We start from the raw sequence: 23,746 nt of genomic DNA, 5'->3' as shown, positions 1-23,746 counted from the left end.
CAATGGCTGTCCGGTTTTTTTGATCAGGGCCGGGAACCATCCCGGCCTGACACTGAGCCTCAGCTCACAGATGCCTGGGCGTCGACCAGGATCTTGTTCAGCGTAGCGCTGGGCTGCATAACGGCAGACACTTTCTCCGCCGGCGCGTGGTAGTAACCACCGATATCCGCCGGATTGCCCTGTACCACCGTCATTTCTTCCAGGATCTTGTCCTTGTTCTCTTCCAGCCGTGCTGACAGCTTGGCAAAGAACTCTTTCAGTTCCTTGTCCTCATCCTGCTTGGACAGCTCTTCCGCCCAGTAACGGGCCAGGTGGAAGTGGGAACCCCGGTTGTCCAACTCGCCGGTCACACGGGACGGAGACTGGTTGTTCTCCAGCAGCTTTTCGGTAGCCTTGTCCAGGGTCTGGCCCAGCAGGCGGGCGCGCTGGTTGTTCTGCTTCTCGCCCAGCTCGTCCAGGGACACTGCGGTGGCCAGGAATTCACCCAGGGAATCCCAACGCAGGTGGTTTTCCTGGATCAGCTGCTGTACGTGCTTGGGTGCGGAACCGCCAGCACCGGTCTCGTACAGACCACCGCCGTTCAGCAGCGGCACGATGGACAGCATCTTGGCGCTGGTGCCCAGCTCCAGGATCGGGAACAGGTCGGTCAGGTAGTCACGCAGCACGTTGCCGGTTACGGAAATGGTATCCAAGCCACGGATCAGGCGCTCCATGGTCCAGCGGATAGCGCGAACCGGAGACATGATGTGGATTTCCAGGCCTTCGGTGTCCAGCTCGGCCAGGTACTTCTCGACCTTCTTGATCAGCTGGGCATCGTGGGCACGCTCGTCATCCAGCCAGAATACCGCCGGCATACCACTGGAGCGTGAACGGTTGACCGCCAGCTTGACCCAGTCACGGATCGGCAGGTCCTTGGTCTGGCAAGCGCGCCAGATATCACCTTGCTCAACGTTGTGCTCAGTCAGTACAGTGCCGTCTTCAGCGACAACGCGAACGATACCGTCTTCCTTGATTTCGAAGGTCTTGTCGTGGGAGCCGTACTCTTCCGCCTTCTGGGCCATCAGGCCGACATTCGGCACAGTACCCATGGTGGTGGGATCGAACGCGCCGTGGGTCTTACAGAAGTTGATCACTTCCTGGTAGATGGTGGCGTAGGTGGACTCAGGCATCACCGCCTTGGTGTCCTTCAGCTTGCCATCACGGGCCCACATCTTGCCGGAGTTACGGATCATTGCCGGCATGGAGGCGTCTACGATCACGTCGCTCGGTACGTGCAGGTTGGTGATACCTTTCACGGAATCGACCATGGCGATTTCCGGACGGTGCTCGTAGCAGGCGTGCAGGGCTTCCTGGATTTCTTCCTGCTTGGATTCCGGCAGCTGCTTGATCTTATCAACTACGGAAGACAAGCCGTTGTTCGGGTTTACGCCGATTTCATTGAACACGTCGCCGTACTTGTCGAACAGCTCCTTGAAGAACACCTTCACCGCGTGACCGAACACGATCGGGTGAGAGATTTTCATCATGGTGGCTTTCACGTGCAGGGAGAACATCACACCGGTCTTTTCGCAGTCTTCGATGGCGTCTTCGAAGAACTTCACCAGCGCCTTCTTGCTCATGAACATGCCGTCGAGCACTTCGCCTTCCTGCAGCGGCAGGTCGGATTTCAGAACGGTTTGCTCACCCTTCTTGTTCTCGAACACGATGCGGGCGTTGGTGGCCTTGTCCAGGGTTACAGACTGCTCGCTGGAGTAGAAGTCGCCACCGCGCATGTGCGCCACGTGGGTACGGGAAGCCGGGCTCCACTCACCCATGGTGTGCGGGAACTTGCGGGCAAAGGCTTTTACCGCAGCCGGTGCACGGCGGTCGGAGTTACCTTCACGCAGTACCGGGTTAACGGCGCTGCCCAGTACTTTGGAGTAACGTGCGTGGATTTCTTTCTCTTCGTCGGTTTCCGGGTTTTCTTTGTACTCGGGAACCTTGTAGCCCTGCTCGTTCAGCTCTTTGATGGCAGCACGCAGCTGGGGAATGGACGCAGAGATGTTCGGCAGCTTGATGATGTTGGCGTCCGGATCCTTGGTGTACTCACCCAATTCAGCCAGGGCATCCGGCACCCGCTGGTCTTCCTCGAGGTAGTCCGGGAAGCCTGCCAGAATACGCGCCGCGAGAGAGATGTCGCTGGTTTCGAAGTCGATACCAGCCGGCTTGGCGAAGGTTTCCAGGATGGGAAGCAGTGACCGGGTAGCGAGGGCGGGTGCCTCGTCGGTCAACGTGTAGACAATCTTGGATTTGGAGTTGCTCATTTTCGTCCTCAGGCTATGGGGTGGGTTCAGGACGGTCATGGCGCATTCGGGCGTCTTGTGAACGTCCGGTTTTGCCAGTGACTGATTCGGAACTTTTGATAGAGCTACTAAGATAGCATTTTTTGCGGAATTTTGATTACGATCTTAGTATAAGAACGTACGGATAATGCCTGATCTTCGGTTACAGGCTGATGAAATGGCGGGAATTTACGAAACTTTCTAACATTTGTTCGTTTTTCTGGCTTTGGAGTGATCGCGGTGGGGGAAAGCCCTCCCAAAACACGCTCCTTCGGCCCATCCATGGGGCGCTTGGGCTCCGCCATCCATGGCTCCGCACAGTTTTGGGAGGGCTTTCCCCCACCGCTTATCGGACTGCCGAGCTGGTTTCCGCAACCCTTTGCTCAGCGATGACGGCCGTCACTTTGTCAACAAAACACCCCTGATCATTCCGGTAACAAGCCGGCTGTAGCCAAACGCTCCCGAATCCGGTCCAGCGCTTCCGGGTTACCCAGGGCATCCCGGTTATCGGCTTTGTTCGAGCCGTTGATCAGTCGGGCGACTGCCAACTCGACCTTCTTGCCGCTGCGGGTGTAGGGGATGTCGGGCACTTCGACGATGTGCCTCGGTACGTGCCGGGGGCTGGCGCCTTCGCGGATTCGGGTTTTCAGGGTTTTGACCAGGTCGTCGGTGACGGTCTGGCCTTCGGCCGGGACGACGAACAGCACCACTTCGACATCGCCATCGATCTGGCGGCCGACCACGAGGCTGTCTTTCACTTCGCTGATGGTTTCGACCTGGCGGTAGATTTCGGCGGTGCCGATTCTTACGCCGCCGGGGTTGAGGGTGGCGTCGGAGCGGCCGTAGATGATGGCGCCGCCGTGTTCGGTGAATTCGATGAAGTCGCCGTGGGCCCAGACTCCGGGGAAGGTGTTGAAGTAGGCGTCTTTATAGCGTTCGCCGTCCGGGTCCTGCCAGAAGCTGACGGGCATGGACGGCAGCGGCTGGCGGCAGACGAGTTCGCCGCGGCCTTCGCTGACCGGTTGGCCGTCGTCGCCGTAGGCCACAGCATCCACCCCCAGCAAACGGCACTGGATTTCGCCTCTTCGTACCGGCAACAGCGGGGTAGACCCCACAAAGCAGCCGCAGATGTCGGTGCCGCCGGCGATGGAGCCCAGCAGCGCGTTGGGGGCGCCGTCGGTGTAGATCCAGTCGTAGTCTTCCGGCAACAGCGGCGAGCCGGTGGAGAACACCACGCGCAGAGGATTCTGGTCCAGGGTTTTCGCCGGTTGCAGTTCGGCTTTGCGACAGCCGGCGATGAAGCGGGCGCTGGTGCCGTAGTGGGTGACTCGTTCCCTGGCCACGGTTTCCCAGAGGAAATTGAGGTTCGGGTAACCCGGGGAACCGTCGACGGTGATCACGGCGGCACCAGTCATCAGGGCGGAAGCCTGCCAGTTCCACATCATCCAGCCGCAGGTGGTGAAGTACAGGAAGCGGTCTTCCGGGCCCACGTCGCCGTGCAGCATCAGTTCCTTGGCGTGGTTGACCAGCAAGCCGGCGGTGCCGTGCACGATGCACTTGGGTTTGCCGGTGGTGCCGGAGGAATAGAGGGTGTAGACGGGGTGGTCCGGGTCCACCGGGGTGAACGAGGGCGCCTGGCCTTCGCCGGCCTTCAGGGCATTATCCCAGGTGGTAACGAGGTCCCCGGGTATCGGGGCCTCATCCGGCAGTTGGGCAATGCTCACCACAGTCTTGAGGGACGGCAGGCTGGCGATCAGTTCCGCGAAGTCGTCCTGGCGGGCGAACACTTTGCCGCCATAACCGTAGCCATTCACCACGATCAGGGCCGAAGGTTCGATCTGGCCGAAACGGTCGTTGATGGCGCCGATACCGAAATCCGGGGAGGCAGAGCTCCAGATGGCCCCGAGACTAGTGGCCGCCAGCATGCCGACCAGGGCTTCGTAGCCGTTGGTGACCACACCCGCCACGCGGTCGCCTTTCTGGATGCCCTTGCTGCGCAGAAAGGCTTCGAGGGCGCCGGCATCGGCTTTCAGTTCGGCATAGGTCTTGCGCAGCACCGGGCGGGTTTCGCAGTAGGCCACCACGGCTTCTTTGTCGGCATGGTCGCCATCAGCCAGCCGCAGCAGGTTGGCGGCGAAGTTCAGCTTCATGCCCGGGAACCATTCCGCGCCGGGCATTTCACGGTTGCCAAGCACCCGTTTGGCCGGTGTCTCGCAGACCAGGCCACAGTAATCCCAGACTTTCTTCCAGAAGGTGTCCAGCTCGGTGATCGACCACTGGTGCAGGGCGTGGTAATCGGCAAAGGGCCCAAAGCCCTGCTGTTCCAGCCAGGCCTTGAACTGGCCCATGCGGGACCGAGTGAGAGTGTCCTGGTCCGGTGTCCAGACCACCGGTGTTTGTACTGTGTTGCTCATCCGTTTCTCCGGATTGTTGTTAGTGTTCAGCTATAGCGGGCACTTCTAGCCAAGACGCACAAAGGGTAGTAAGGAAAATCCCAGAATCACGACAATCGCCACCAGCGCCGCCAGAAAGGTCGCCGGTCGTTTGCGGAACTGGTACCACAGCCCTGTTTCACCCCGCTCGCAGCGACTCTGGTATTGCTCACGCTGGCTTTCCAGCCTCTGTGCCTGGTACTCATCCAGTAACGCCCGGGCCCGGGCGGCTTCGTCGTCATCATGGGCCCAGAAGCCGCCCATGCTGATGCCCCAGCGGCTGGGCGGAGTTTCGTAGTAGCGCACCTCGTATTCTTCAAACAGGGCGCGGATTTCCTCGGCCTCGTCATCGGGTACGTTACGCAGGTTCATCAGGTGGTGGGGCATGGGTTTCCCGGCTGGCTTCGTTAGTGTTATTGGCTATATCCTAGCAGGAAAGCCAATCCGACCGAATTCATCAGGACACTGCATGAGCCACAACCCCCTTCGTCTGCTGCTGGATTTTGATGATCGCATCCAGCGGGACAGGGACCAGGCCCCCGCCTTTCTGCACCGCCGGGACCGGCGCTTTGCCCTGGACTGCCAGCAACGGGGCCAAAGCCCGGATGCCGCCCTGTGGCTGGAACAGATGGAGCGCCTGAGCGGCCCCGGTAACGCACGCCAGGCAGGCAGGGCGGTGCAGCAGCGCTGGCGGCGGATTAACGGCGGCTTTGCAGCGGCGGGGGCGGTGTTCGGCGTGCTTACCATGGCCGGCCTGCTGTTTTACGATGGCGGCCAGCGCATCAATGTCACGGTGATCATCGCGTTCGTGTTACTGCAGCTTTTGCTGGCACTGGCCACCACCGTGCAATCGCTGGCCGGATGGCAACCCTGGAGCTGGCTGCAACGGCGCCTGCAAGCACAGCCTCCCGGAACAACCCTGGCGCAATTGCAACCTGCGCTGATGGCCCGGGCCGCCCACACCGGTGGCAGCCTGTTTGCCCTGACTGGCCTGCTGACCTTGCTGGTGATGCTGGTGGTTCAGGACCTGGCCTTCGGCTGGAGCACCACGCTCAACACCGCCGCCCAGAGCTACCACAGCCTGATCCATGCCATTGCCAACCCTTGGAGCTGGCTGTGGCCTGCCGCAGAACCTTCCCGGGAACTGGTGGAAGCCACCCGTTTCTTCCGCGCCTCACCGGGCAGTACCGGCACCGATCCGGTTCAATGGGGGCAATGGTGGCCCTTCGTGGTGATGCTGTGGTTGACCTGGGTACTGCTGCCCCGCCTGCTTCTGCTGGCACTCAGCCAGTGGTTGCTGGCCCGGAAGGCGGAGCGCTTGCTGCAACGTCATCCCGGTATGCAGGCCCTGATGTACCGCATGGAAACTCCGACCCTGGACACCGGCAACCAGCACAACGATGCCGACGATTTGCCCGATACCCGCACCCGGGCCAGGCCCGGGCAGCTGCAGGACAGCCAGTACATTATCTGCTGGGCCGGAGCGGGGGAGCCGGAACTGCCGCAAGCATTGCTGGCGCAGGACAGCCGGGTACTCAAAGCCGGTGGCCGGGCGTCCCTGGCGGAAGATGACGGGGTACTGGAGAGCCTGGCTGAACAACTGGCCGGGGAGCGGGCTCCTTCTGTTGTGCTGGTTACCCGCAGCTGGGAACCGCCGACCGGGGAACTCCATGACTTCCTGGAGCAGGCCCGGGCACGCTGGCCGGATGGCACCACCCTGACCATTCTGCCACTGGCACCCGATGCCAACCGGGAACCGGCGGAACACCTGGTACAGCCCTGGCTGCGCTTCACCGAACGCCTGCCCGCCGGGTTTGCCAATGTTGCCCTGCTACCGGCGCTGCCGGATAACCCGTATCACACCGGGAGTACCGCATGATGAACCAGAAACCGGTGTTTGCGGTGGTGGGCCACCCCAACAAGGGCAAATCCAGCGTGGTGGCCACCCTGTCCCAGAACGACGCCATCGCCATTGCCCTGGAACCGGGCACCACCCGGGCCGGGCAAGCCTACCCGCTGACCGTCGACGGCCAGGAACTGTACACCCTGGTGGATACTCCCGGCTTCCAGCGCCCCCGAAGGGTATTGCAATGGCTGGAAGCCCACAGCCTGTCGGCCTCAGACCACCCGGAAACCGTGCGCGCCTTCGTGTTGCAGCATAGGGGCGACGACCGCTTTGTGGATGAATGCGAACTGCTGGCACCGATCACCGAAGGGGCCGGCATTATCTACGTGGTGGACGGCTCCGTACCCTACAGCACCGAACACGAAGCGGAGATGACCATTTTGCGCTGGACCGGGCGCCCCAGCCTGGCCCTGATCAACAGCATCGGCGACGACGATTACAGCGACACCTGGCAATCTGCCCTTGGCCAGTTCTTCCAGGTTGTCCGCAAGTTCGACGCCGTACGCGCCCCGTTCGAACAACATCTGAGCCTGTTGCGGGCCTTTGGCCAACTGGAGCCGGACTGGGAACAGCCCCTGGAACAGGCCACTCACCTGCTGTCAGAACAACGTCGCCAGCGCCGGCAACAGGCGGCCCAGCTGATCGCCCGGGCACTGGAAGACCTGATGTCCTGGCAGGAAAAGCGCACCCTGACCCTGGACCAGATTGCCGGCACCAGCGATGCCACCCTGGCCGAAACCCTCCGGGAACGCTGGTATCAACGTCAGCGCAAACGGGAGCAAACCCTGCGGGTGAGCATCGAACACCTGTACCAGCACCAACGCATACAGCGGCAGGAAGCGGAACTGGAGTGGGCCAGCCAGCATGACCTGTTCTCGGAAGACACCCGCCAGCACTGGGCCGTGAGCAAGAAATACCTGGCCGGAGCCGGCTTTGGTGCCGGGGCCGTGGGCGGTGCCGGGCTGGACGCCCTGACCCTGGGCTCATCCCTGGGTGCCGGCGCTCTGATAGGTGGTGTACTGGGGGCAGCGGGCAGTTATTTTTACGGAGACAGACTGGTACTGCCGGCCCTGAACATCGGCCCCATAAAAGACGGCCTGAAAACCGCCAGTTTTGGCCCTGTACAGGACAGCCAGTTCGGCTATGTTGTTTTAGGTCGGGCCGTGGACCACTGGTGGCACATCAGCCATCGCAACCACGCCGGCCGGGATTTACTGGAACTGGAACCGGCGGATCACCACTGGCTGGAACAGCTCGACAAAGCCAGCCGAAGGGAGATCCAGAAAGCCTTCGACCGGTGCCGCAAACAGCGCTCCCTGAGCCATTCCCAGCGGCAGGACCTGGCCTCGGCCATCGAGCAGGCCATGGCGGTTTATGATGACTGGCGGTTGAACCGGGCCTGACAGACATGTTTATACTGTATGGCTATTCCATCACCAAATGAGGAATGCGAATGAAAATCGTACGAGTGCAAGACATCATCGGTACCGAGCGCGAAGTCAGCGCCCAGCAATGGACCAGCCGCCGCCTGCTGCTGAAAAAGGACGGTATGGGTTTCTCTTTCCACGAAACCATCATCCCGGCCGGCACCGAGCACACCTTCTGGTACAAGCACCACCTGGAAGCGGTTTACTGCGTAGCCGGTAACGGCCGCATCAAGGACCTTGCCAACGGTGAAGTGCACGAAATTACCGACGGCACCCTGTACGCCCTCGACAAGCACGACCGTCACACCCTGTACGGCGGCACCGAAGACATGCGCCTGATCTGCGCCTTCAACCCGCCGGTTACCGGCCAGGAAGTGCACGACGAAGACGGCGCCTATCTGCCGGACACCAGCGAAGACTGATTCGCACCATCGTGGCAAGCAACTCCGCCGCGACCACACCGCCACCGCCAGCCAGGTTGCTGCCGGTGGCGGTGCTGCTTTGGCTGGCCGGTGTTTACCTCCGGGTACCTATACTGGTCGCCCCGCCCCTCGCGCCATTTATTGCTGACGAGCTGGCCCTGAGCCAGGCCCTCACCGGCGCCCTGACCACCCTGCCCATCCTGATGCTCGCCATCGGCGCCATGCCCGGCTCCCTGTCGATCTCCCGCATCGGCCCCAGAAACACCCTGGCCATGGCCATGGTTATTATGGTGATCGGTTCCGCCGGCCGGGGCCTGGTGCCCGACACCTTCACCCTGATGCTCGCCAGCGCCGTGATGGGGCTGGGCGTTGCCATGATGCAACCGGCACTGCCGGCACTGTTACCACGCTGGCTGGAACCCCACCACATTGCCATGGGCTCTGCCATCTACATGAACGGCATGCTGATGGGTGAATTCATAGGCGCCGGCATCACCCTGCCGGTACTCATGCCGCTATTGGACAACAGCTGGCGTGCCACCCTGCTGGTCTGGTCGCTACCGGCCCTGCTGGTGGCCGCCGCCCTGTTCCTGCCCAAACGGGACATGGCCCGCCCGGTACGCCGCGCCGCCTGGCTGCCGGACTGGAAAAACCCGCTTACCCTGCGCATTGGCCTGCTACTGGGCCTGTCCGGCTCCATGTTCTTCGGCCTCAATGCCTACATGGGCAACCTGCTGGAGCAGCAGGGCAAAATCAGCATGCTCTCCGAAGCCCTGTTCTGGTACAACATTGCCCAGGTCTTCGCCTCCCTGGTGGTGCTCAAAATGGCCCGCCGCTGGGTAGGCAGCCGCACCACCATCGTCATAACCGCGGCCCTCAGCATCCTCGGCACCACCGGCACCGTGTTCCTGGAAGGCTGGTGGTTCATCGCCAGCGCCACCGTCATGAGCTTCGTCGCCGGCATCCTCCTGATCCTGCTCGTCGCCCTGCCACCGCTCCTGGTCAGCTCCGCCGAAACCGGCCGCCTCTCCGCAGGCACCTTCCTGGTGGGCTACACCATGGGCTTCTGCGTGCCCATGCTCGGCGGCCTCATCGCCGACACCACCGGCGACCCCAGACACGCCATCATCACCATGATCGCCTACAGCGTACTGGTCCTGCCCCTGGCCTTCACCCTGGACCTGGAACGAAAAAAGGACCAGCCCGAAAGCTGATCCTTTGTTTCCTTCCAATATCCAACAGCCGTGCCGGCTCCCCGCAAAGAGCTAGCAAGCCGTGGGGCGGGGGTGAGCTTTCCGCCGGAAAAAAGATGTCTGAGCGAAGCGAGTTGTTTTTTCCAGAGGAAATCTCACCCCCGGCCCTGCGGCTGGACTCCGAAATAAAGCGGAGCCAGACTCCGAACTTAGATGTAGTAGTCCTTCAACGGAGGAAACCCGTTAAACTCGATGGCACTGTAAGTGGTGGTATAAGCCCCGGTCGACAGCCAGTACATCCGGTCCCCAATCGCCAGGTTCAAAGGCAACGGATACTTATGGTGCTCATACATAATGTCGGCACTGTCACACGTCGGCCCGGCAATCACACAGTCCTCGCCTTCACCGGTCTTCTCGGTCCAGATCGGAAACTTGATCGACTCATCCAGCGTCTCGATCAGGCCGGAAAACTTGCCCACATCGGTAAACACCCATCGGTGCAGGGCCGTGCGGGACTTGCGTGAAATCAGCACCACCTCACTCACCAGCACCCCGGCGTTCGAAATCAGCGAGCGCCCCGGCTCGATAATGATCTCCGGCAGCTCCTCACCGAAATCCTCCTGCAGGAAACGCAGGATCTCCCGGGCATAGACACTCAGCTCGTTGGTACGGGTCAGGTAATTGGCCGGGAAACCGCCACCCATGTTGATCATCTTCAACTCGATGCCGTCTTCTTCCTTCAGGCGCTCGAAGATCACCTTCACCTTGTTCAGCGCCGCATCCCAGGCACCGATTTCCCGCTGCTGGGAACCAACATGGAACGACACGCCATAAGGCACCAGGCCCAGATCCCGGGCCAGGATCAGCAGGTCCATGGCCATATCGGTCTGGCAGCCGAACTTGCGGGACAGTGGCCAGTCGGCCGTCAAGGTACCTTCCGTCAGGATACGCACATACACCTTCGAACCCGGGGCCGCCTTGGCAATGTTGCGCAGGTCTGCTTCGGAGTCGGTGGCATACAGACGCACACCCTTCTCGTAGAAGGTGCGAATGTCCCTCGCCTTCTTGATGGTGTTGCCGTAGCTGATGCGGTCGCCGGTGACACCCAGCCCCATGACCTTGTCCAGCTCATACACCGACGCGATATCGAAATTGGCACCCTTGTCCCGCAGCATGGTCAGAATCTGCGGGGCCGGGTTGGCCTTCACCGCATAGTAGACGCTTGCGTAGGGGAAACCGTCGATCAGCTCATCGTACTGGCGTTCGATGGTCTGGGTGTCGATCACCACAAACGGGGTTTCCTTGCCATCGGCAAAGTCCTTGATCCGCTTGAACGTCTCGGCGCTGTAGTAATCGGCGATATCGGCGTTGGGGGTCTGGTTCATGGGTGGTGTGTCCCTCCACAGGGTAAACGGACATAAAAAAGGGTAGCACAGACTCGCCGTGCCACCCGTGAATGGCGCGATCATCAGGCTTTTTTCTGATCACCACAAATGCGCATATGTACCCATAAATCAGGCATTTCAGGCCGTGCACCAGGGCACTGAGCTGCCAGTATTCGGGGAACAACACCCAGTCTGCTTCCTGCAGCAAAGGCTTGTGGCGCAAAAAATGTTCAGGTTTGAGGACCGTGGTGTCCGGAAAGCCGAGAGTACGGAACACGTTGAAGGAAACAAGGTGCATGGTTATCGCCGCACAGGATAGAAAGTGGCGGCATTTTATCCAGCTTCCGGCCACTGGCAAGCGGTATTTTTCCGTTTGTACGCGAATTCCTGTTGCACGCCCAGATATTATTGGTAATAATTCGCATTAACGTTTAACAGTGAAGAGGATGCTCCATGAAAACCACCCTGCAAATTGCCGCAGCCGCTGCGGCCCTGCTGTTCGCCGCCCTCGCATTCGCCGATGACGACTACGAGCATTACAAGGGCGAACCTTCAAAAACCCTCGAACAGGCGGTTGCCAACCTCTCCGAGTACAACAACCGGCTGGAAAAAGTACTTGCCGGCGAGCTGACCCCGGAAGCCATGAACGAAGTGCACCAGCTCACCTACACCCTGGAAAATGCCCTGGGCAAGATGGATGACGAGCTGGAAGACATTGCCGAGCGTCTGGAACTGGTCCACAAGGCTTCCGAGCGCGCCGACCCGGATACCGTGAAGCAGGAAGGCGCGGTGTACCTGGAAAAGAGCCGCACCATCGTAAAATAACCGTTACGGTCAGGCTCACCTGGCCGGGCGTTTTTTCGTACCCTGCTGGGCCACGGCAGTGAGCGGGTCTTCCGGCCAGGGATGTTTGGGGTAGCGGCCCCGCAGTTCCTTGCGCACTTCGGGGTAGGCGTTCTGCCAAAAACTGGCGAGATCCGCCGTTACCGCCAGCGGCCGTTGGGCGGGGGACAGCAGGTGAATCACCACCGGCACCCGGCCGCGGGCCACTTTTGGGGTTTCTGTCCAGCCAAACAGCGCCTGCAGCTTGGCCGCCAGCACCGGGCCGTTGTCGGCGCTGTAATCCAGGGTCACGTTCTGGCCCGTAGGAATGGTCAGAGATCGGGGCGCCAGCTCTTCCAGTTGCTGTTGTTGCGGATAATCCAGCAGAGAATTCAGGGCCTGGACGAGGTTGATACTGGCCAGGTCTGACCAGCGCTTCATGCCCGCCATAAAAGGCGCCAGCCAGGTCTCCAGAGTGTCCAGCAAAGCCTGGTCGCTGACCTCCGGCCAGTCACCGGGAAACTGAGCTGCCAGCAATCGCACCCGGGCAACCCACTGGCGGGCACCCGGATTCCAGGGCAGGCTGTCCAGCCCCTTGCGGCGCACCGCATCCAGCAAACCCTGCTGGATCAGTTCCGGGGCTACCTGTTGCAGGGGCTTTTCCGCCAAGATCAGGGCACCGAGTTTGCGAACCTTCCGGGCCACCACGGTGCCGCGTTTGTCGTCCCAGAACGCTTCTTCCCGCTCTTCAATGTGCCCGGCCAGATCCTGCTCCAGGTCCACCAGGTCTACCGGCGCCGCGAGGTACATCGTTGCTTCCCGGGCCTTGCCGTCCAGGTCGGCGGCCACCAGCCACCCCTGCCGGGCCAGCAGGTCTTCATCTCGCAATACTGCGCCCTTACCGTTGCTGAGCTGGTAACGGGGTGTTGTGCCCGGTCGCCGGCGGGCTATGCGGTCCGGATAGGCCTGGGCCAGCACCCGGCCGACATCGGTTTCTGCCGGTAAATCCTGCACAAACTGGCCCCGACACAGCCGCTTCGCCGCCTGCTGAACCGCTTTCAACCGAGCCGGATCCAGGCCCCGGTGACCACGCTCGCCCCGCAGCACCCGAATCCGTTCATGCAGGTCGGCGCCAGAGCCCGGCCCCAGCAAGTCCCGCTCTTCCAGCAGCGCCGCCAGTTCTGCCGCCAGTTGCTCCAGCCCCAGCGCACGGCCCCTGATCACCATATGGGCCAGCCGCGGATGCAGGCCCAGCTCCCGGGCCGCCTTGCCGTGGTCGGTAATGGCCCCCTCGGCATCCAGCAAATCCAGCCACTGCAATAACTCCACCGCCTGCTGCCAGTGCGCCTTCGGCGGTGCATCAATCCAGGCCACCTGCTCCGGCGACCGGGCACCCCACTGGGCCAGCTCCAGCACCAGCGGTGCCAGATCCGCCTGCTGGATCTCCGGCGGCGTGTAATCCGCCAGCCCGAACTGCTCGGACTCGCTCCACAACCGGTAACATACCCCCGGCTCAACCCGCCCGGCCCGGCCTTTACGCTGCTCGGCAGAAGCCTTCGACACCCGGCCGGTGACCAGCCGCGTCATCCCGCTGTTCGGATCAAACACCGCCCGACGCTGCTGGCCGGCATCAATCACCACCCGCACGCCCTCAATGGTCAGACTGGTCTCGGCAATGGCCGTGGCCAGCACAATCTTGCGGGTTCCCTCTGGCGCCGGAGAAATCGCCCGGTCCTGCTCCTCGGATTTCAAATTGCCATACAGCGGCGCCAGCACCACGTTATCCGGCAACGGCCCCGCCAGCTGCTGCGCCACTCGCCGGATCTCGCCAGCGCCGGGCAGGAACACCAGCAGGGAACCGGTCTGCTCCCGAAGCGCCTCCTGGACCACCGCCACCACCTGGTCCACAACCCGGCCATTGCGGGGCAAGGGCCGATACGCCACCTCCACAGGAAACGCCCGCCCCTCCGAAGTAATCACCGGCACATCCCCCAACACTCGGGCAATGGGCGCGGTATCCAGCGTGGCCGACATCACCAGCAACCGAAGATCCTCCCGCAACGCCTGCTGGCTCTCCCGTACCAGGGCCAGGCCCAGGTCTGCCTGAAGTGATCGCTCATGAAACTCATCAAACAACACCGCGGCATAGTCTTCCAGCATCGGGTCGTTCTGAATCAGGCGCGTGAGAATGCCTTCGGTAACCACCTCAACCTGCGTGGCCCCGGATACCTTGGTATCCAGCCGGGTCCGATACCCCACCGTCTGCCCCGGAGCTTCCCCCAACTGCTTCGCCATATACCGAGCCGCCGACCGGGCCGCCAGCCGCCTCGGCTCCAGCATCAGGATCTTCCGGTTCTCCCGCCACGGGGCATCCAGCAAAGCCAGCGGCACCCTCGTCGTTTTACCGGCGCCCGGGGGTGCCTGCAGCAGGGCTGTGCTGCCCTCGTTCAGGGTTTGTTTTAGCTCTGGGAGTATGTGTTCTATTGGGAGCATGTTTTGGGTTGGGTTTAGCCTGGTTGTTTCGGGGGGTGGCGCGGGGGGTGTTTTAATTTTTTGGCCGAAAAAGAACTCGCTGCGCTCAGACACCTTTATTCGACCAAAAAATTAAAACACCCCCCACACCTTGCGTAACTTTTAGGGTATCTCAAGAGGTTACCATGGTCTGTCTGAGGTTAAGCTGTTTAACCTTTTAACCAGTCAGGTCAGGTTCGCCTGCTATTAGTCAAACACCCTTGGAAACAAACCAGTATCAATCTCAAAGTGCTACCGAAAGCCATCAGCTCTGAGCTTTTCAACCAAACAGTTTTTCAAACCAGCGGAACCGCCGTTGTCAGCTAGAGCGGGGTGGTGGGGTATTTTTTCCGCCGGAAATGAATGTCTGAGCGCAGCGAGTTTCATTTCCAAGGCAAAAAATACCCCACCACCCCGATCAATCCCCCGCAACCAGCAGTCTGGGGCCAAATCAAGGCCGCGAATGCCACAAGTCAGGCCGGGGCACAAAGAACGCGAACACGAGGCCAAACACCAGGGCCGCGACACCGATACCAAAAGCAGACACCAGGGTACCGCCGGAGTCGAGCCACTGCTTGGTGAGCCACGGCCCCACCATCTGGGTGAAGCCGTAGAGGGCCACCATGGCTGCGGACAAGCGCGGGCCCTGGTGGGGATGGAGAGCGCGGCCAATGCGTTGGGTGAGGAGAACAGTGCCCAGGAAGGTGCCTCCGACCAGGACCGCGCACAGCACCAAACCGATGGCCCCGGGCCAGAGCACGGCAGCCAGGACACCGGCCAACTGTATGATGAAATTCAACCGCAGCGCCGGCAGGTCGCCCATGATGGCACCGAGTTTGTTCCAGAGCCAGGGCGCGGGGATGGTGAACAGGGCTACCAGCATCCAGGTGCCATCCTGCAGGAAGTGGCCATCCGGCAATTCGATTTTCGCCAGCAGCGGCAGGAAGGTCATGGGCAGGATGTAGCCCAGGCCGGCACCGGCGTATGAGAGAAACAGCGGGATGCTGGCGCGGTCGATCAGGGGGGTGTTGGTGATGGCCTGGCCGGAATCATCGTGTTCCCGCACCGGCACATCCAGCTTGCGCAGCTGCATGACACCCCACCAGGCCAGCGGGATGGACACCAGTGCCGCCGGCCACCATCGCTGGGCACCTTCGAGGAAATCCGCCGTGCCGGATACCAGGCCGCTGGATACCAACAGGCCGGCACCCACGCCAATGTACACGAGGCCACTCATGGTGGCGCGGTTGCGCAGGACCAGCCATTCCAGGATCAGCGCCGGAGCCTGTACAAACACCACGCCGTTAGCCACGCCATTGAGCCAGCGGGTGGTGGAGATGACCGTGAGGTTGTCGGTCTGGGTCATGATCAGGGTGGTGAGTACATGCACGGCCAGGAACAGGGGCAGCATGAAACGAATCTGGTCGATGCGATGCCAGCGGATGGCCAGCATGGCGCCCATCAGGTAGCCAAGGTAGTTCCAGGTGGCTACCGCGGCGCCGTCCGGGGCGCTGAACTGGTTGTCGGCCACCAGGTAGGGCAGCAGCGGCGTGTAGATAAACCGGCCAAGGGTGTGCACCACCAGCAGCACCAGGCTGCCGGCCAGCAGTACCGTGAACAGCTGTTTCGGGGTGGCAGTTGGAGAAGACGTCATGAGCACGGCCCGGGTTCTGGTGGCTGGATATCAGAGCCGGGCAGTGTAAGGGAGGCGCAGGGTTTTGTCAGTGGGACCTTGGCCCAACCCCTCAGGCTCCCGAAGCCCGGGGGTCGTTTGCCTTCGCCCACTGGTAGATCCGCTCGTAGGCCTGTACCAGTTCTTCCGGCTTGTGGGGAGGCTGGATCAGCGCCTGCAGTTTTCCCTGCGGGTTCAGCAGGGCGAAGTGGCCGCTGTGGTCCACCAGCAGCTGACCATCAACCTCCCGGTGCACAAACACGGCGCTGACGCTTTTCGCCACTTCCCGAAGGATGTCCAGGTCGCCGGTCAGGCCATGGAAGTTTTCACCGAAGAAGCCGGTATAGGCTTTGAGCTTTTCCGGGGTGTCGTGTTCCGGGTCGGCCGTCACCAGCAGGTAATCCGGCCGGGGCAGTTCCGCCGGCAGCAGGCTGTTGGTTCGGCGCAGGTTTGCCATGGCGGCGGGGCAGATGTCCGGGCAGTTGGTGTAGCCCACAAACACAAAGGTCCAGCGGCCTTTCAGGCTGTCCCGGGTCACGGTTTCACCCTGCTCATTGGTGAGGGTGAACTCGGCAAGTTCACGGGGCTGGTCGTACACGTAGGTGTTGTACTGGCTCAGATCCGGTGCCGGCGCGGGTTCGCTGCTGCCGAGGAACACCTGCCGGCCGACGGTCAGGCCAAAGATCAGTACAACAAGCAGTAACAGTACAAACAGCGTAATGCGTAACGACCGCCCCATGGGGCCTCCAACTCAGGTTAGTGCAACCGCCTCTGTTCAGAAAAAGACGAAGTGATCCACCAGTAACACCCCAAACAGCGCCATCAGATAGGTGATGGAGTACTTGAAGGTGTTCAGGGCCACCCGGCGATCATCCCCCTTCAGCAGGCGGATAGCATACTGCAAGAACCTCAAGCCTAGCGCCAGGGCACCGATCAGGTAAATACCACCAGACATGCCTGTGACAAAAGGTAGCAGGCTCACCGCCAGCAGCATCAGGGTGTACAGCAGGATGTGCAGCTCGGTGTACTTGTTGCCATGGGTGACCGGCAGCATGGGAATGCCTGCCTTGGCGTATTCTTCCTTGCGGTGAATGGCCAGGGCCCAGAAGTGGGGCGGGGTCCAGGCAAAGATGATCAGCACCAGCAGCAGCGCATGGCCTTCCACCTGTCCGGTAACCGCGGTCCAGCCCAGCAGCGGTGGCATGGCACCGGCCAGGCCGCCGATAGTGATGTTCTGGGGCGTGGCCCGTTTCAGAAACAGGGTGTATACGCCGGCATAGCCCACCAGTGATGCCAGGGTCAGCCAGGCGGTCAGTTCGTTCACCTGCCAGATCAGGACAATCATGCCGGCGGCCGCCAGCATCACCGCAAACAGGATGGCATCGAAGGGAGCAATCCTCCCGGTGGCTACCGGGCGCTTGCGGGTGCGGGCCATGACGGTGTCGATCTTCTGGTCCACTACGTGGTTCACCACGGCCGCCGCCCCGGCCAGCAAGGCAATGCCCAGGTTACCGAACAGCAGGATGTCCCAGCCCGGCACCCCCGGCGCCGCCAGCAACATACCGATCACCGAGGTCAGGATCATCAGAGCCACCACCCGGGGCTTGGTCAGCTCCAGGTAGTCGCGCCAGGAAATCCGGCCCGATACTGACTTTGCACTGTGCTGGGCCGGCAGCGCCTTTGCTTGCTCGCTCATGCCGTAACCTCCCGGTTTATGGTTGTTGTATGGGATTCTGTTGATGCAGCCCTGGATGTTTGCGGCTGCGGAAGCTGGTGATGCCGCCAGATCAAGTGGATAACGGACAACAGCAGGCCCGCCCCCATGGCGTTGTGGGCGACCGCAATGGCCAGTGGTATGTGCAGCCAGACGTTGGCCAGGCCAAGGCTGATCTGTAACACCAGTGCCCCGGCCACCAGCAAGACGCTGTTTTCCAGCCGGCTTTCACCCCGCTGCTGCCATAGCCTGAGCAGCAGGAGGCCCAGATACACCAGCACTATCAGCGCACCTAACCGGTGAGTGACGTGAATAGCCACCCGGCCATCGGCTGTCAGCTGGCCGCCCAGATAATTCGGGCCTACATGCTGGGCAATGTCGAAGCCATGGCGGAAATCCATCCCTTCCGGCCACCACTGGCCCTGACAGGTGGGCAGGTCGGTACAGGCGACAGCGGCATAGTTGGCCGCCGTCCAGGCTCCCAGGGCAATCTGCAGCACCACCAGTAGCAGGCCGCCATAGAGCCACGGACGAAGCCGGGCAAGGGACAATGAAGCAGTAGCCACTGCCGGCGGCTCACCCCGGGCCCGCTTGCGCAGGCGCAGGGTCAGTAACAACAGCAGGCTGAGGGTCGTGAAGCCTCCGAGCAGGTGCAGGGCCACCACCTGGGGCCAGAGCTTCAGGGTGACTGTCCACATACCGAAAGCGCCCTGCAGCACGATAAAACCGGCAATAAACAGGAGCAGCCGCAACGGCAACTGCTCCCTCCGGTGCCGGATGGCGGCAATTGCCAGCCCAAACACCACCAGCCCCAGGGTACCGGCGGCATAGCGGTGAATCATCTCCGGCCAGCCCTTGGACACATCCACCGGAGTTTCCGGGAAGCGGGCATTGGCAATGGCAATGCTGGTTTCACTCTGGGGTACGGTCAGAAAGCCATAGCAGCCAGGCCAGTCCGGGCAACCAAGCCCGGCGTCCACCAGCCGGGTCCAGGCGCCCAGCATGATTACCACCACCGCCAGACCGCAGGCAAAAGCGGACCAGCGGGCCATGGGCTTGGCAACGGATGGCTTTTTCGCCTCAGGCAAAGACAGCTCGGGGTTCAATTCCGGTTTCACGGCCCTGACCTCCCGATCAGCCAATCTGGGACAGCTTCAACAGGTGTTTAAGGTCTTTGAGCATCTGTTTGCCGGTGTGCTCGGTTCCGTAATGCATCATCACGTTACCAAACGGATCGACCAGCAGAATCCGGGGCTCGTTGGCGGGGTTCACGCCTGCAGGCCAGGCCGGTGTTGCTCCGGGAGCAACCCGAAGCCGCTCCATCAGGCTGTATTCCTCGCTCCAGCGGGCTTCCAGTGCGGCCGGGGGGCTAGCAAGGTACGCCGCACGGCCAACCCTCGGGGCATTCTTGCCCAAGGCAATGTTCACCTGCCGGGCCAGGTACAGTAACTGTTCGCAATCCTTCTGGCAGCTGCCAGCGGTAACCAGCATCAGCCACTTGGCCTCCGGCTGGTCTACCCCAAACCGGTCGGCCAGGGCTACGCCACTTCCGGTTTCCAGGTTCAGTGCCTGTACCGGCACCACGGGCTGCAGCAACTGGCCCTGGTTGGAATGGCCGGCGGGGTTCAGCCAGCCGGTATAAAACATGATAGTGGCCAGCACCATGGGGCCAAAGCCCACTGCAAACAGCAACAGTGCGGTACGCCGGCCACGGCGGGTCTGTTCGGGGGTGGGCTCAACACCGGGAGTCACGTTATCAGCCGTTGTCGTTGTCATTATCGGCTCCTGTCTTTCGATTCTTTCGAGGTCTGGCTGTTCTTTTTATAACTCGCCACTTTTTAACTCGCTACTTTATAACTCGCTACTACAGTCAATATAGTCAGCGCTGCGGCAAGCGCAAACCACTGGGCCGCATATCCGTAGTGGGTCTGCGGGCCCATCACATCCGGCACCCGGTCGGCCCGGTAGGCGCCGGGTTGCTGGCTGTCGGCCAGGGCAACAATCATGGCTGCAGGATCAACGCCCTCCCCGGCCACCAGCTCTGCCGGCAATGCCTGAACCCTTCTTGGCCAGGAACCGGATTCCGGCTCCGTAGCTGCCAGCACGGGTGGCTCCGGGTAATCCGCCAGCCGGCCATTCAGGGTGTACAGATCCTCCGGCGTGGTTACCAGCGGTAACTGCTCCCGCGTGCGCGGCGCCTGTATCCAGCCCCGGTTCACCACCACCGGCGGGCCTTCAAGGGGGTGGAACAGCGTCAACACTTCGTAGCCGGGCATGCCGTCCCGGGTACGGTTATCCAGCAGCCAGGTCTGCTCACCATAAAAGCCGGTGATCGACACCGGTTGCCCGGGTTTCAGCGCACCGGCGGACTGTTCTGCCCAGGCCTGGCTGGCCGACTCTGCCTGCCAGGTTTCCAGCAGCGCGGTTTTCTCCGCGGCGCGATTCAGTTGCCACACGCCAAGACTGGTCAGCAGGGGCAGAAACAACCCGGAAAACACCAGTAATCGCCAGTCAAACTGCCAGTGGCGAGCCATCAAACAGGTCTACCCATGCTCTGCTATAGTGAGTGAAAGCTAAAAATAACGGGAATTCCCATGCTCAAGATTGCCATCGTTGTGTTGCTCGTTGCGGTTATGGCCAGCCTGTTCAGCGGTCTGTTTTTCCTGATCCATGACGGCGGCAAAACCCGGCGCGTGGTGAATTCCCTCGCAGTCCGGGTTGCCCTGAGCGTGCTCTTGCTGGCGCTGATACTTGTAGCTCTCTGGTCCGGCAACCTGACCCTGAACCCCACGCCGTAACCGCTCCGTCAGATTACATACACAAAGACGAACAGCCCCAGCCACACCACATCCACAAAGTGCCAGTACCAGGCGGCCGCCTCGAACCCGAAGTGGTTGTCTTCCGTAAAGTGCCCCTTGATGATCCGCACCAGCATGATGAACAGCATCAGGGTACCCAGCATTACGTGGGCACCGTGGAAACCGGTGAGCATAAAGAAGGTGCTGCCGTAGATACCGGATTGCAGGGTCAGGTCCAGGTCGCCATAGGCGTGCGCGTATTCATAGCCCTGCACAAACATGAACACCACCGCCAGGGCAATGGTGGCGGCCAGCCACAGCTTTACCTTGGCCCGGTTACCGGCTTTCAGGGCGTGGTGGGCGATGGTGACGGTGAACGATGAGGTCACCAGCAAAATGGTGTTGATCAGCGGCAGGCCCCAGGGGCCGATCACTTCTTTCGGGCCCTGATAAACCTGGGGGTCCGGGTTGTTGATCAGCGGCCAGCTGGCCTGAAACCCTTCCCAAAGCATGTTGGTGCTGCCCTTGTCGCCTTCACCGCCAATCCAGGGCACCACAAACACCCTTACGTAGAACAGCGCCCCGAAGAAGGCGGCAAAGAACATGACTTCCGAGAAGATAAACCAGCTCATGCCCCAGCGGAACGAGCGGTCCATCTGGTCGCTGTACAGGCCGGCCCGACTTTCGCGGATCACGCTGCCAAACCAGCCAAATAGCATGTAGGCCATGATCAGCGCGCCAATCCAGAACATGAACCAGGAGCCGCCGGTGCTCTCGCCCTGATTGCCGTTCACCATAATTGACGCTGCGCCATACAGGGTTACGCCCAGGCCCACAGTGGCAACGATGGGCCATTTGCTCTGTTCGGGAACGTAGTAGGTCTGGTGATCCGCCATAGCTGTCTCCGATGGCTTAGCCGTTATTGTTGGTTGTTGTTGCGCCTGCCCTGGCCGAACCGGACCCCCTTGCCTGTGGGTCCTGGTCGTAGAGGGTGTAAGACAGGGTCAGCTTGGTAATGTGCTCCGGCAGCTCCGGGTCGACAATGAACACCAGGGGCATTTCCACGCTTTCCCCGGCGTCCAGGGGCTGCTGGTTGAAGCAGAAACACTCGGTCTTGTGAAAATACAGGGTGCCTTCGGAGGGCGACAGGCTGGGTACCGCCTGCCCCACCATGGCATGGTCGGTGGGGTTGGCGGCATAGAAGTTCACCGTGACCGCCTCACCCGGATGCACCTTCACACTCCGCTGTACCGGCCGGAACTCCCAGCTCATACCCGGGCCGTTGCTGGCCAGGAACTGCACGGTGACCGTGCGGTTCTCGTCCACCTGGTTCGACACCCCGGTTTCATAGCGCCCGCCGGTCTTGCCGTTAATGCCGGTGATTTCACAGAACACGTCGTACAGGGGCACCAGGGCAAAGCCAAAGGCAAACATGCCCACCACGCCGGCCATGCACCAGGCGATCACCCGGCTGTTACTGCGCTTGCCCTGTTGTGGTTGCTGTTCGGCCATGGTGACCTCCCGGTTATTTCACTTCCGGCGGTGTAGAGAAAGTGTGATAGGGCGCCGGCGACGGCACCGTCCATTCCAGCCCTTCAGCTCCATCCCACGGCTTGGCCGCGGCCTTTTCACCACCGCGCACGCACTTGACGACAATGAACAGGAACAGCAGCTGGGTCACACCGAACATGAAGGCCCCGATACTGGACACCATGTTGAAGTCCGAGAACTGCAGGGCGTAGTCCGGAATCCGCCGGGGCATGCCTGCCAGCCCCAGGAAGTGCATAGGGAAGAAGGCCAGGTTCATGCCGATAAACGACAGCCAGAAGTGGGTCTTGGCCAGGGTTTCGTCGTACATGTGGCCGGTCCACTTGGGCAGCCAGAAGTAAGCCGAGGCGAAGATACCGAAGATGGCCCCCGGCACCAGTACATAGTGGAAGTGCGCCACCACAAAGTAGGTGTCGTGGTACTGGAAGTCCGCCGGGGCGATGGCCAGCATCAGCCCGGAGAAGCCACCGATGGTAAAGAGGATGATAAAGGCCACGGCAAACAGCATGGGGGCTTCAAAACTGAGGGACCCCCTGAACATGGTGGTTACCCAGTTGAACACCTTCACCCCGGTGGGCACGGCAATCAGCAGGGTGGCATACATAAAGAACAGCTGACCCGCCAGCGGTATGCCCACGGTAAACATGTGGTGCGCCCATACCAGGAAGGAGAGCAGGGCAATGGCGCCCACGGCATACACCATGGAGGCATAGCCGAACAGCGGCTTGCGGGAGAAGGCCGGTACGATATGGGAAATAGCCCCGAACGCCGGCAGGATCATGATGTACACCTCCGGGTGCCCGAAGAACCAGAACACATGCTGGAACAGTACCGGGTCACCACCGCCGGAAGCATCGAAGAAACTGGTGCCGAAGTTGATGTCCATCAGCATCATGGTGACCGCACCGGCCAGCACCGGCATCACGGCAATCAGCAGGAAGGCGGTGATCAGCCAGGTCCAGACAAACAGGGGCATTTTCATCATCTTCATGCCCGGTGCCCGCATGTTCAGGATAGTGGCAATCACGTTGATGGCACCCATGATGGAAGACACACCCATAATGTGGATGGCAAAGATGAAGAAGGTGGTACTCGGGGGCCCGTAGGTGGTTGATAGCGGGGCGTAGAAGGTCCAGCCAAAGTTGGGCGCGCCACCTTCCATAAACAGGGTCGACACCAGGATCAGGAAGGCACAGGGCAGCAGCCAGAAACTCCAGTTATTCATCCGTGGCAGTGCCATATCCGGCGCGCCGATCATCAGCGGCAGCATCCAGTTGGCCAGCCCCACAAAGGCCGGCATCACCGCGCCGAACACCATGATCAGGCCATGCATGGTGGTCATCTGGTTGAAGAACTCCGGCTGCACAATCTGCAGGCCGGGCTGGAACAGTTCGGCCCGGATCACCATCGCCATACTGCCGCCCAGCAGGAACATGGCGAAGCTGAAGATCAGGTACATAGACCCGATGTCTTTATGGTTAGTAGTCAGCAGCCAGCGGCTGATGCCTTTGGCCGGGCCGTGGTGATGTTCCTGGCTGTGGGTATCTGCAACCGAACTCATGAAAACCCCCGTTACCGCCGTTTTTTATGGCTGG

Annotated in this window: 21 protein-coding genes and 1 pseudogene; 6 read left to right on the top strand and 16 right to left on the bottom strand. The window is 61.2% G+C overall.

The genetic code is table 11. The features are described from left to right. Positions 1-59: 59 nt before the first annotated feature. From B9Q17_RS04970 to B9Q17_RS04960, 4 genes are all read right to left on the bottom strand, one after another. Positions 60-2,303, bottom strand: coding sequence for an NADP-dependent isocitrate dehydrogenase (locus tag B9Q17_RS04970; protein ID WP_094624358.1), 2,244 nt, complete (start codon positions 2,301-2,303; stop codon positions 60-62). A 107-nt stretch (positions 2,304-2,410) separates the two neighbouring features. Next, complete coding sequence (locus B9Q17_RS18005; RefSeq protein WP_145840293.1) at positions 2,411-2,626, bottom strand: hypothetical protein; 216 nt, start codon at positions 2,624-2,626, stop codon at positions 2,411-2,413. Positions 2,627-2,746: 120 nt separating this feature from the next. Further along, positions 2,747-4,735 carry an acetoacetate--CoA ligase gene (locus B9Q17_RS04965; protein ID WP_094624357.1) on the bottom strand — a complete coding sequence of 663 codons (1,989 nt, stop codon included), beginning with the start codon at positions 4,733-4,735 and terminating at the stop codon, positions 2,747-2,749. 45 nt (positions 4,736-4,780) lie between these two features. After that, complete coding sequence (locus B9Q17_RS04960) at positions 4,781-5,140, bottom strand: DUF6164 family protein (RefSeq protein WP_094624356.1); 360 nt, start codon at positions 5,138-5,140, stop codon at positions 4,781-4,783. An 82-nt stretch (positions 5,141-5,222) separates the two neighbouring features. Here B9Q17_RS04960 and B9Q17_RS04955 point away from each other — a divergent pair, with 82 nt between their 5' ends. From B9Q17_RS04955 to B9Q17_RS04940, 4 genes are read left to right on the top strand one after another with little or no spacing between them, the layout of a single operon-like run. After that, the gene (locus B9Q17_RS04955; RefSeq protein WP_094624355.1) at positions 5,223-6,632 is read left to right on the top strand and encodes a DUF2868 domain-containing protein; all 1,410 of its coding nucleotides are present in this window, start codon (positions 5,223-5,225) and stop codon (positions 6,630-6,632) included. Continuing rightward, positions 6,632-8,062: a GTPase/DUF3482 domain-containing protein gene (locus B9Q17_RS04950; protein WP_094624545.1), complete on the top strand. Its 1,431-nt coding sequence runs from the start codon at positions 6,632-6,634 to the stop codon at positions 8,060-8,062. Before B9Q17_RS04955 ends, B9Q17_RS04950 begins: the two co-directional genes overlap by 1 nt. 50 nt (positions 8,063-8,112) lie before the next feature. Then, positions 8,113-8,508, top strand: a complete 396-nt coding sequence (locus B9Q17_RS04945) for an ectoine synthase (protein WP_094624354.1) — start codon at positions 8,113-8,115, stop codon at positions 8,506-8,508. 11 nt (positions 8,509-8,519) lie between these two features. Then, positions 8,520-9,722 (top strand): MFS transporter, encoded by a 1,203-nt coding sequence (locus B9Q17_RS04940; RefSeq protein ID WP_058342227.1) that lies wholly within the window; start codon positions 8,520-8,522, stop codon positions 9,720-9,722. Between the two features lie 188 nt (positions 9,723-9,910). On the opposite strand, the gene B9Q17_RS04935 is transcribed toward B9Q17_RS04940, so the two are convergent. Together B9Q17_RS04935 and B9Q17_RS18555 are read right to left on the bottom strand one after the other, a co-directional pair. Continuing rightward, positions 9,911-11,086, bottom strand: a complete 1,176-nt coding sequence (locus tag B9Q17_RS04935) for a type III PLP-dependent enzyme (protein ID WP_094624353.1) — start codon at positions 11,084-11,086, stop codon at positions 9,911-9,913. 106 nt (positions 11,087-11,192) lie between these two features. Then, a pseudogene (locus B9Q17_RS18555) lies at positions 11,193-11,384 on the bottom strand (hypothetical protein); the annotation flags it as partial. A 155-nt stretch (positions 11,385-11,539) separates the two neighbouring features. On the opposite strand from B9Q17_RS18555, the gene B9Q17_RS04930 reads away from it, so the two are divergent. Further along, complete coding sequence (locus B9Q17_RS04930) at positions 11,540-11,911, top strand: DUF6746 family protein (RefSeq protein ID WP_022990464.1); 372 nt, start codon at positions 11,540-11,542, stop codon at positions 11,909-11,911. Between the two features lie 15 nt (positions 11,912-11,926). Here the strand turns inward: B9Q17_RS04930 and hrpB are convergent, their stop codons facing one another. The 7 genes from hrpB to B9Q17_RS04895 form a co-directional block, all read right to left on the bottom strand. Next, positions 11,927-14,401: an ATP-dependent helicase HrpB gene (hrpB, locus tag B9Q17_RS04925; protein WP_094624352.1), complete on the bottom strand. Its 2,475-nt coding sequence runs from the start codon at positions 14,399-14,401 to the stop codon at positions 11,927-11,929. Positions 14,402-14,870: 469 nt separating this feature from the next. Further along, on the bottom strand, positions 14,871-16,073 hold the full coding sequence (locus B9Q17_RS04920) for a YbfB/YjiJ family MFS transporter (protein ID WP_094624351.1): 1,203 nt from the start codon (positions 16,071-16,073) through the stop codon (positions 14,871-14,873). Between the two features lie 91 nt (positions 16,074-16,164). Further along, positions 16,165-16,830, bottom strand: coding sequence for an SCO family protein (locus B9Q17_RS04915; RefSeq protein WP_094624350.1), 666 nt, complete (start codon positions 16,828-16,830; stop codon positions 16,165-16,167). A 36-nt stretch (positions 16,831-16,866) separates the two neighbouring features. Beyond that, the gene (cyoE, locus tag B9Q17_RS04910; protein ID WP_094624349.1) at positions 16,867-17,787 is read right to left on the bottom strand and encodes a heme o synthase; all 921 of its coding nucleotides are present in this window, start codon (positions 17,785-17,787) and stop codon (positions 16,867-16,869) included. Further along, positions 17,784-18,857 (bottom strand): COX15/CtaA family protein, encoded by a 1,074-nt coding sequence (locus tag B9Q17_RS04905; protein WP_094624544.1) that lies wholly within the window; start codon positions 18,855-18,857, stop codon positions 17,784-17,786. The genes cyoE and B9Q17_RS04905 overlap by 4 nt, the downstream gene beginning before the upstream one ends. Positions 18,858-18,939: 82 nt before the next feature. Next, complete coding sequence (locus tag B9Q17_RS04900; RefSeq protein WP_094624348.1) at positions 18,940-19,581, bottom strand: redox-active disulfide-containing membrane protein; 642 nt, start codon at positions 19,579-19,581, stop codon at positions 18,940-18,942. Positions 19,582-19,643: 62 nt separating this feature from the next. Beyond that, positions 19,644-20,339 carry an SURF1 family protein gene (locus B9Q17_RS04895; RefSeq protein ID WP_094624347.1) on the bottom strand — a complete coding sequence of 232 codons (696 nt, stop codon included), beginning with the start codon at positions 20,337-20,339 and terminating at the stop codon, positions 19,644-19,646. A gap of 60 nt (positions 20,340-20,399) precedes the next feature. On the opposite strand from B9Q17_RS04895, the gene B9Q17_RS04890 reads away from it, so the two are divergent. Next, entirely contained in the window at positions 20,400-20,603 is a 204-nt protein-coding gene (locus B9Q17_RS04890) for a twin transmembrane helix small protein (RefSeq protein ID WP_094624346.1), read from the top strand. Positions 20,604-20,611: 8 nt separating this feature from the next. Here the strand turns inward: B9Q17_RS04890 and B9Q17_RS04885 are convergent, their stop codons facing one another. Genes B9Q17_RS04885 through ctaD form a run of 3 tightly spaced genes read right to left on the bottom strand, consistent with a single transcriptional unit; the run spans position 20,612 to position 23,712 of the window. Beyond that, complete coding sequence (locus B9Q17_RS04885) at positions 20,612-21,499, bottom strand: cytochrome c oxidase subunit 3 (protein WP_022990455.1); 888 nt, start codon at positions 21,497-21,499, stop codon at positions 20,612-20,614. Positions 21,500-21,515: 16 nt separating this feature from the next. Beyond that, a complete protein-coding gene (locus B9Q17_RS04880; RefSeq protein ID WP_094624345.1) occupies positions 21,516-22,115 on the bottom strand; it encodes a cytochrome c oxidase assembly protein in 600 nt (199 codons plus the stop codon). 13 nt (positions 22,116-22,128) lie between these two features. Next, on the bottom strand, positions 22,129-23,712 hold the full coding sequence (gene ctaD, locus B9Q17_RS04875) for a cytochrome c oxidase subunit I (protein WP_094624344.1): 1,584 nt from the start codon (positions 23,710-23,712) through the stop codon (positions 22,129-22,131). Positions 23,713-23,746 lie beyond the last annotated feature (34 nt).

It is taken from the genome of Marinobacter vinifirmus, assembly GCF_002258215.1.
Taxonomy (GTDB): domain Bacteria; phylum Pseudomonadota; class Gammaproteobacteria; order Pseudomonadales; family Oleiphilaceae; genus Marinobacter; species Marinobacter vinifirmus.
Note: the sequence above shows the minus strand (reverse complement) of the source record. Positions and strands in the feature narration are given on the sequence as shown.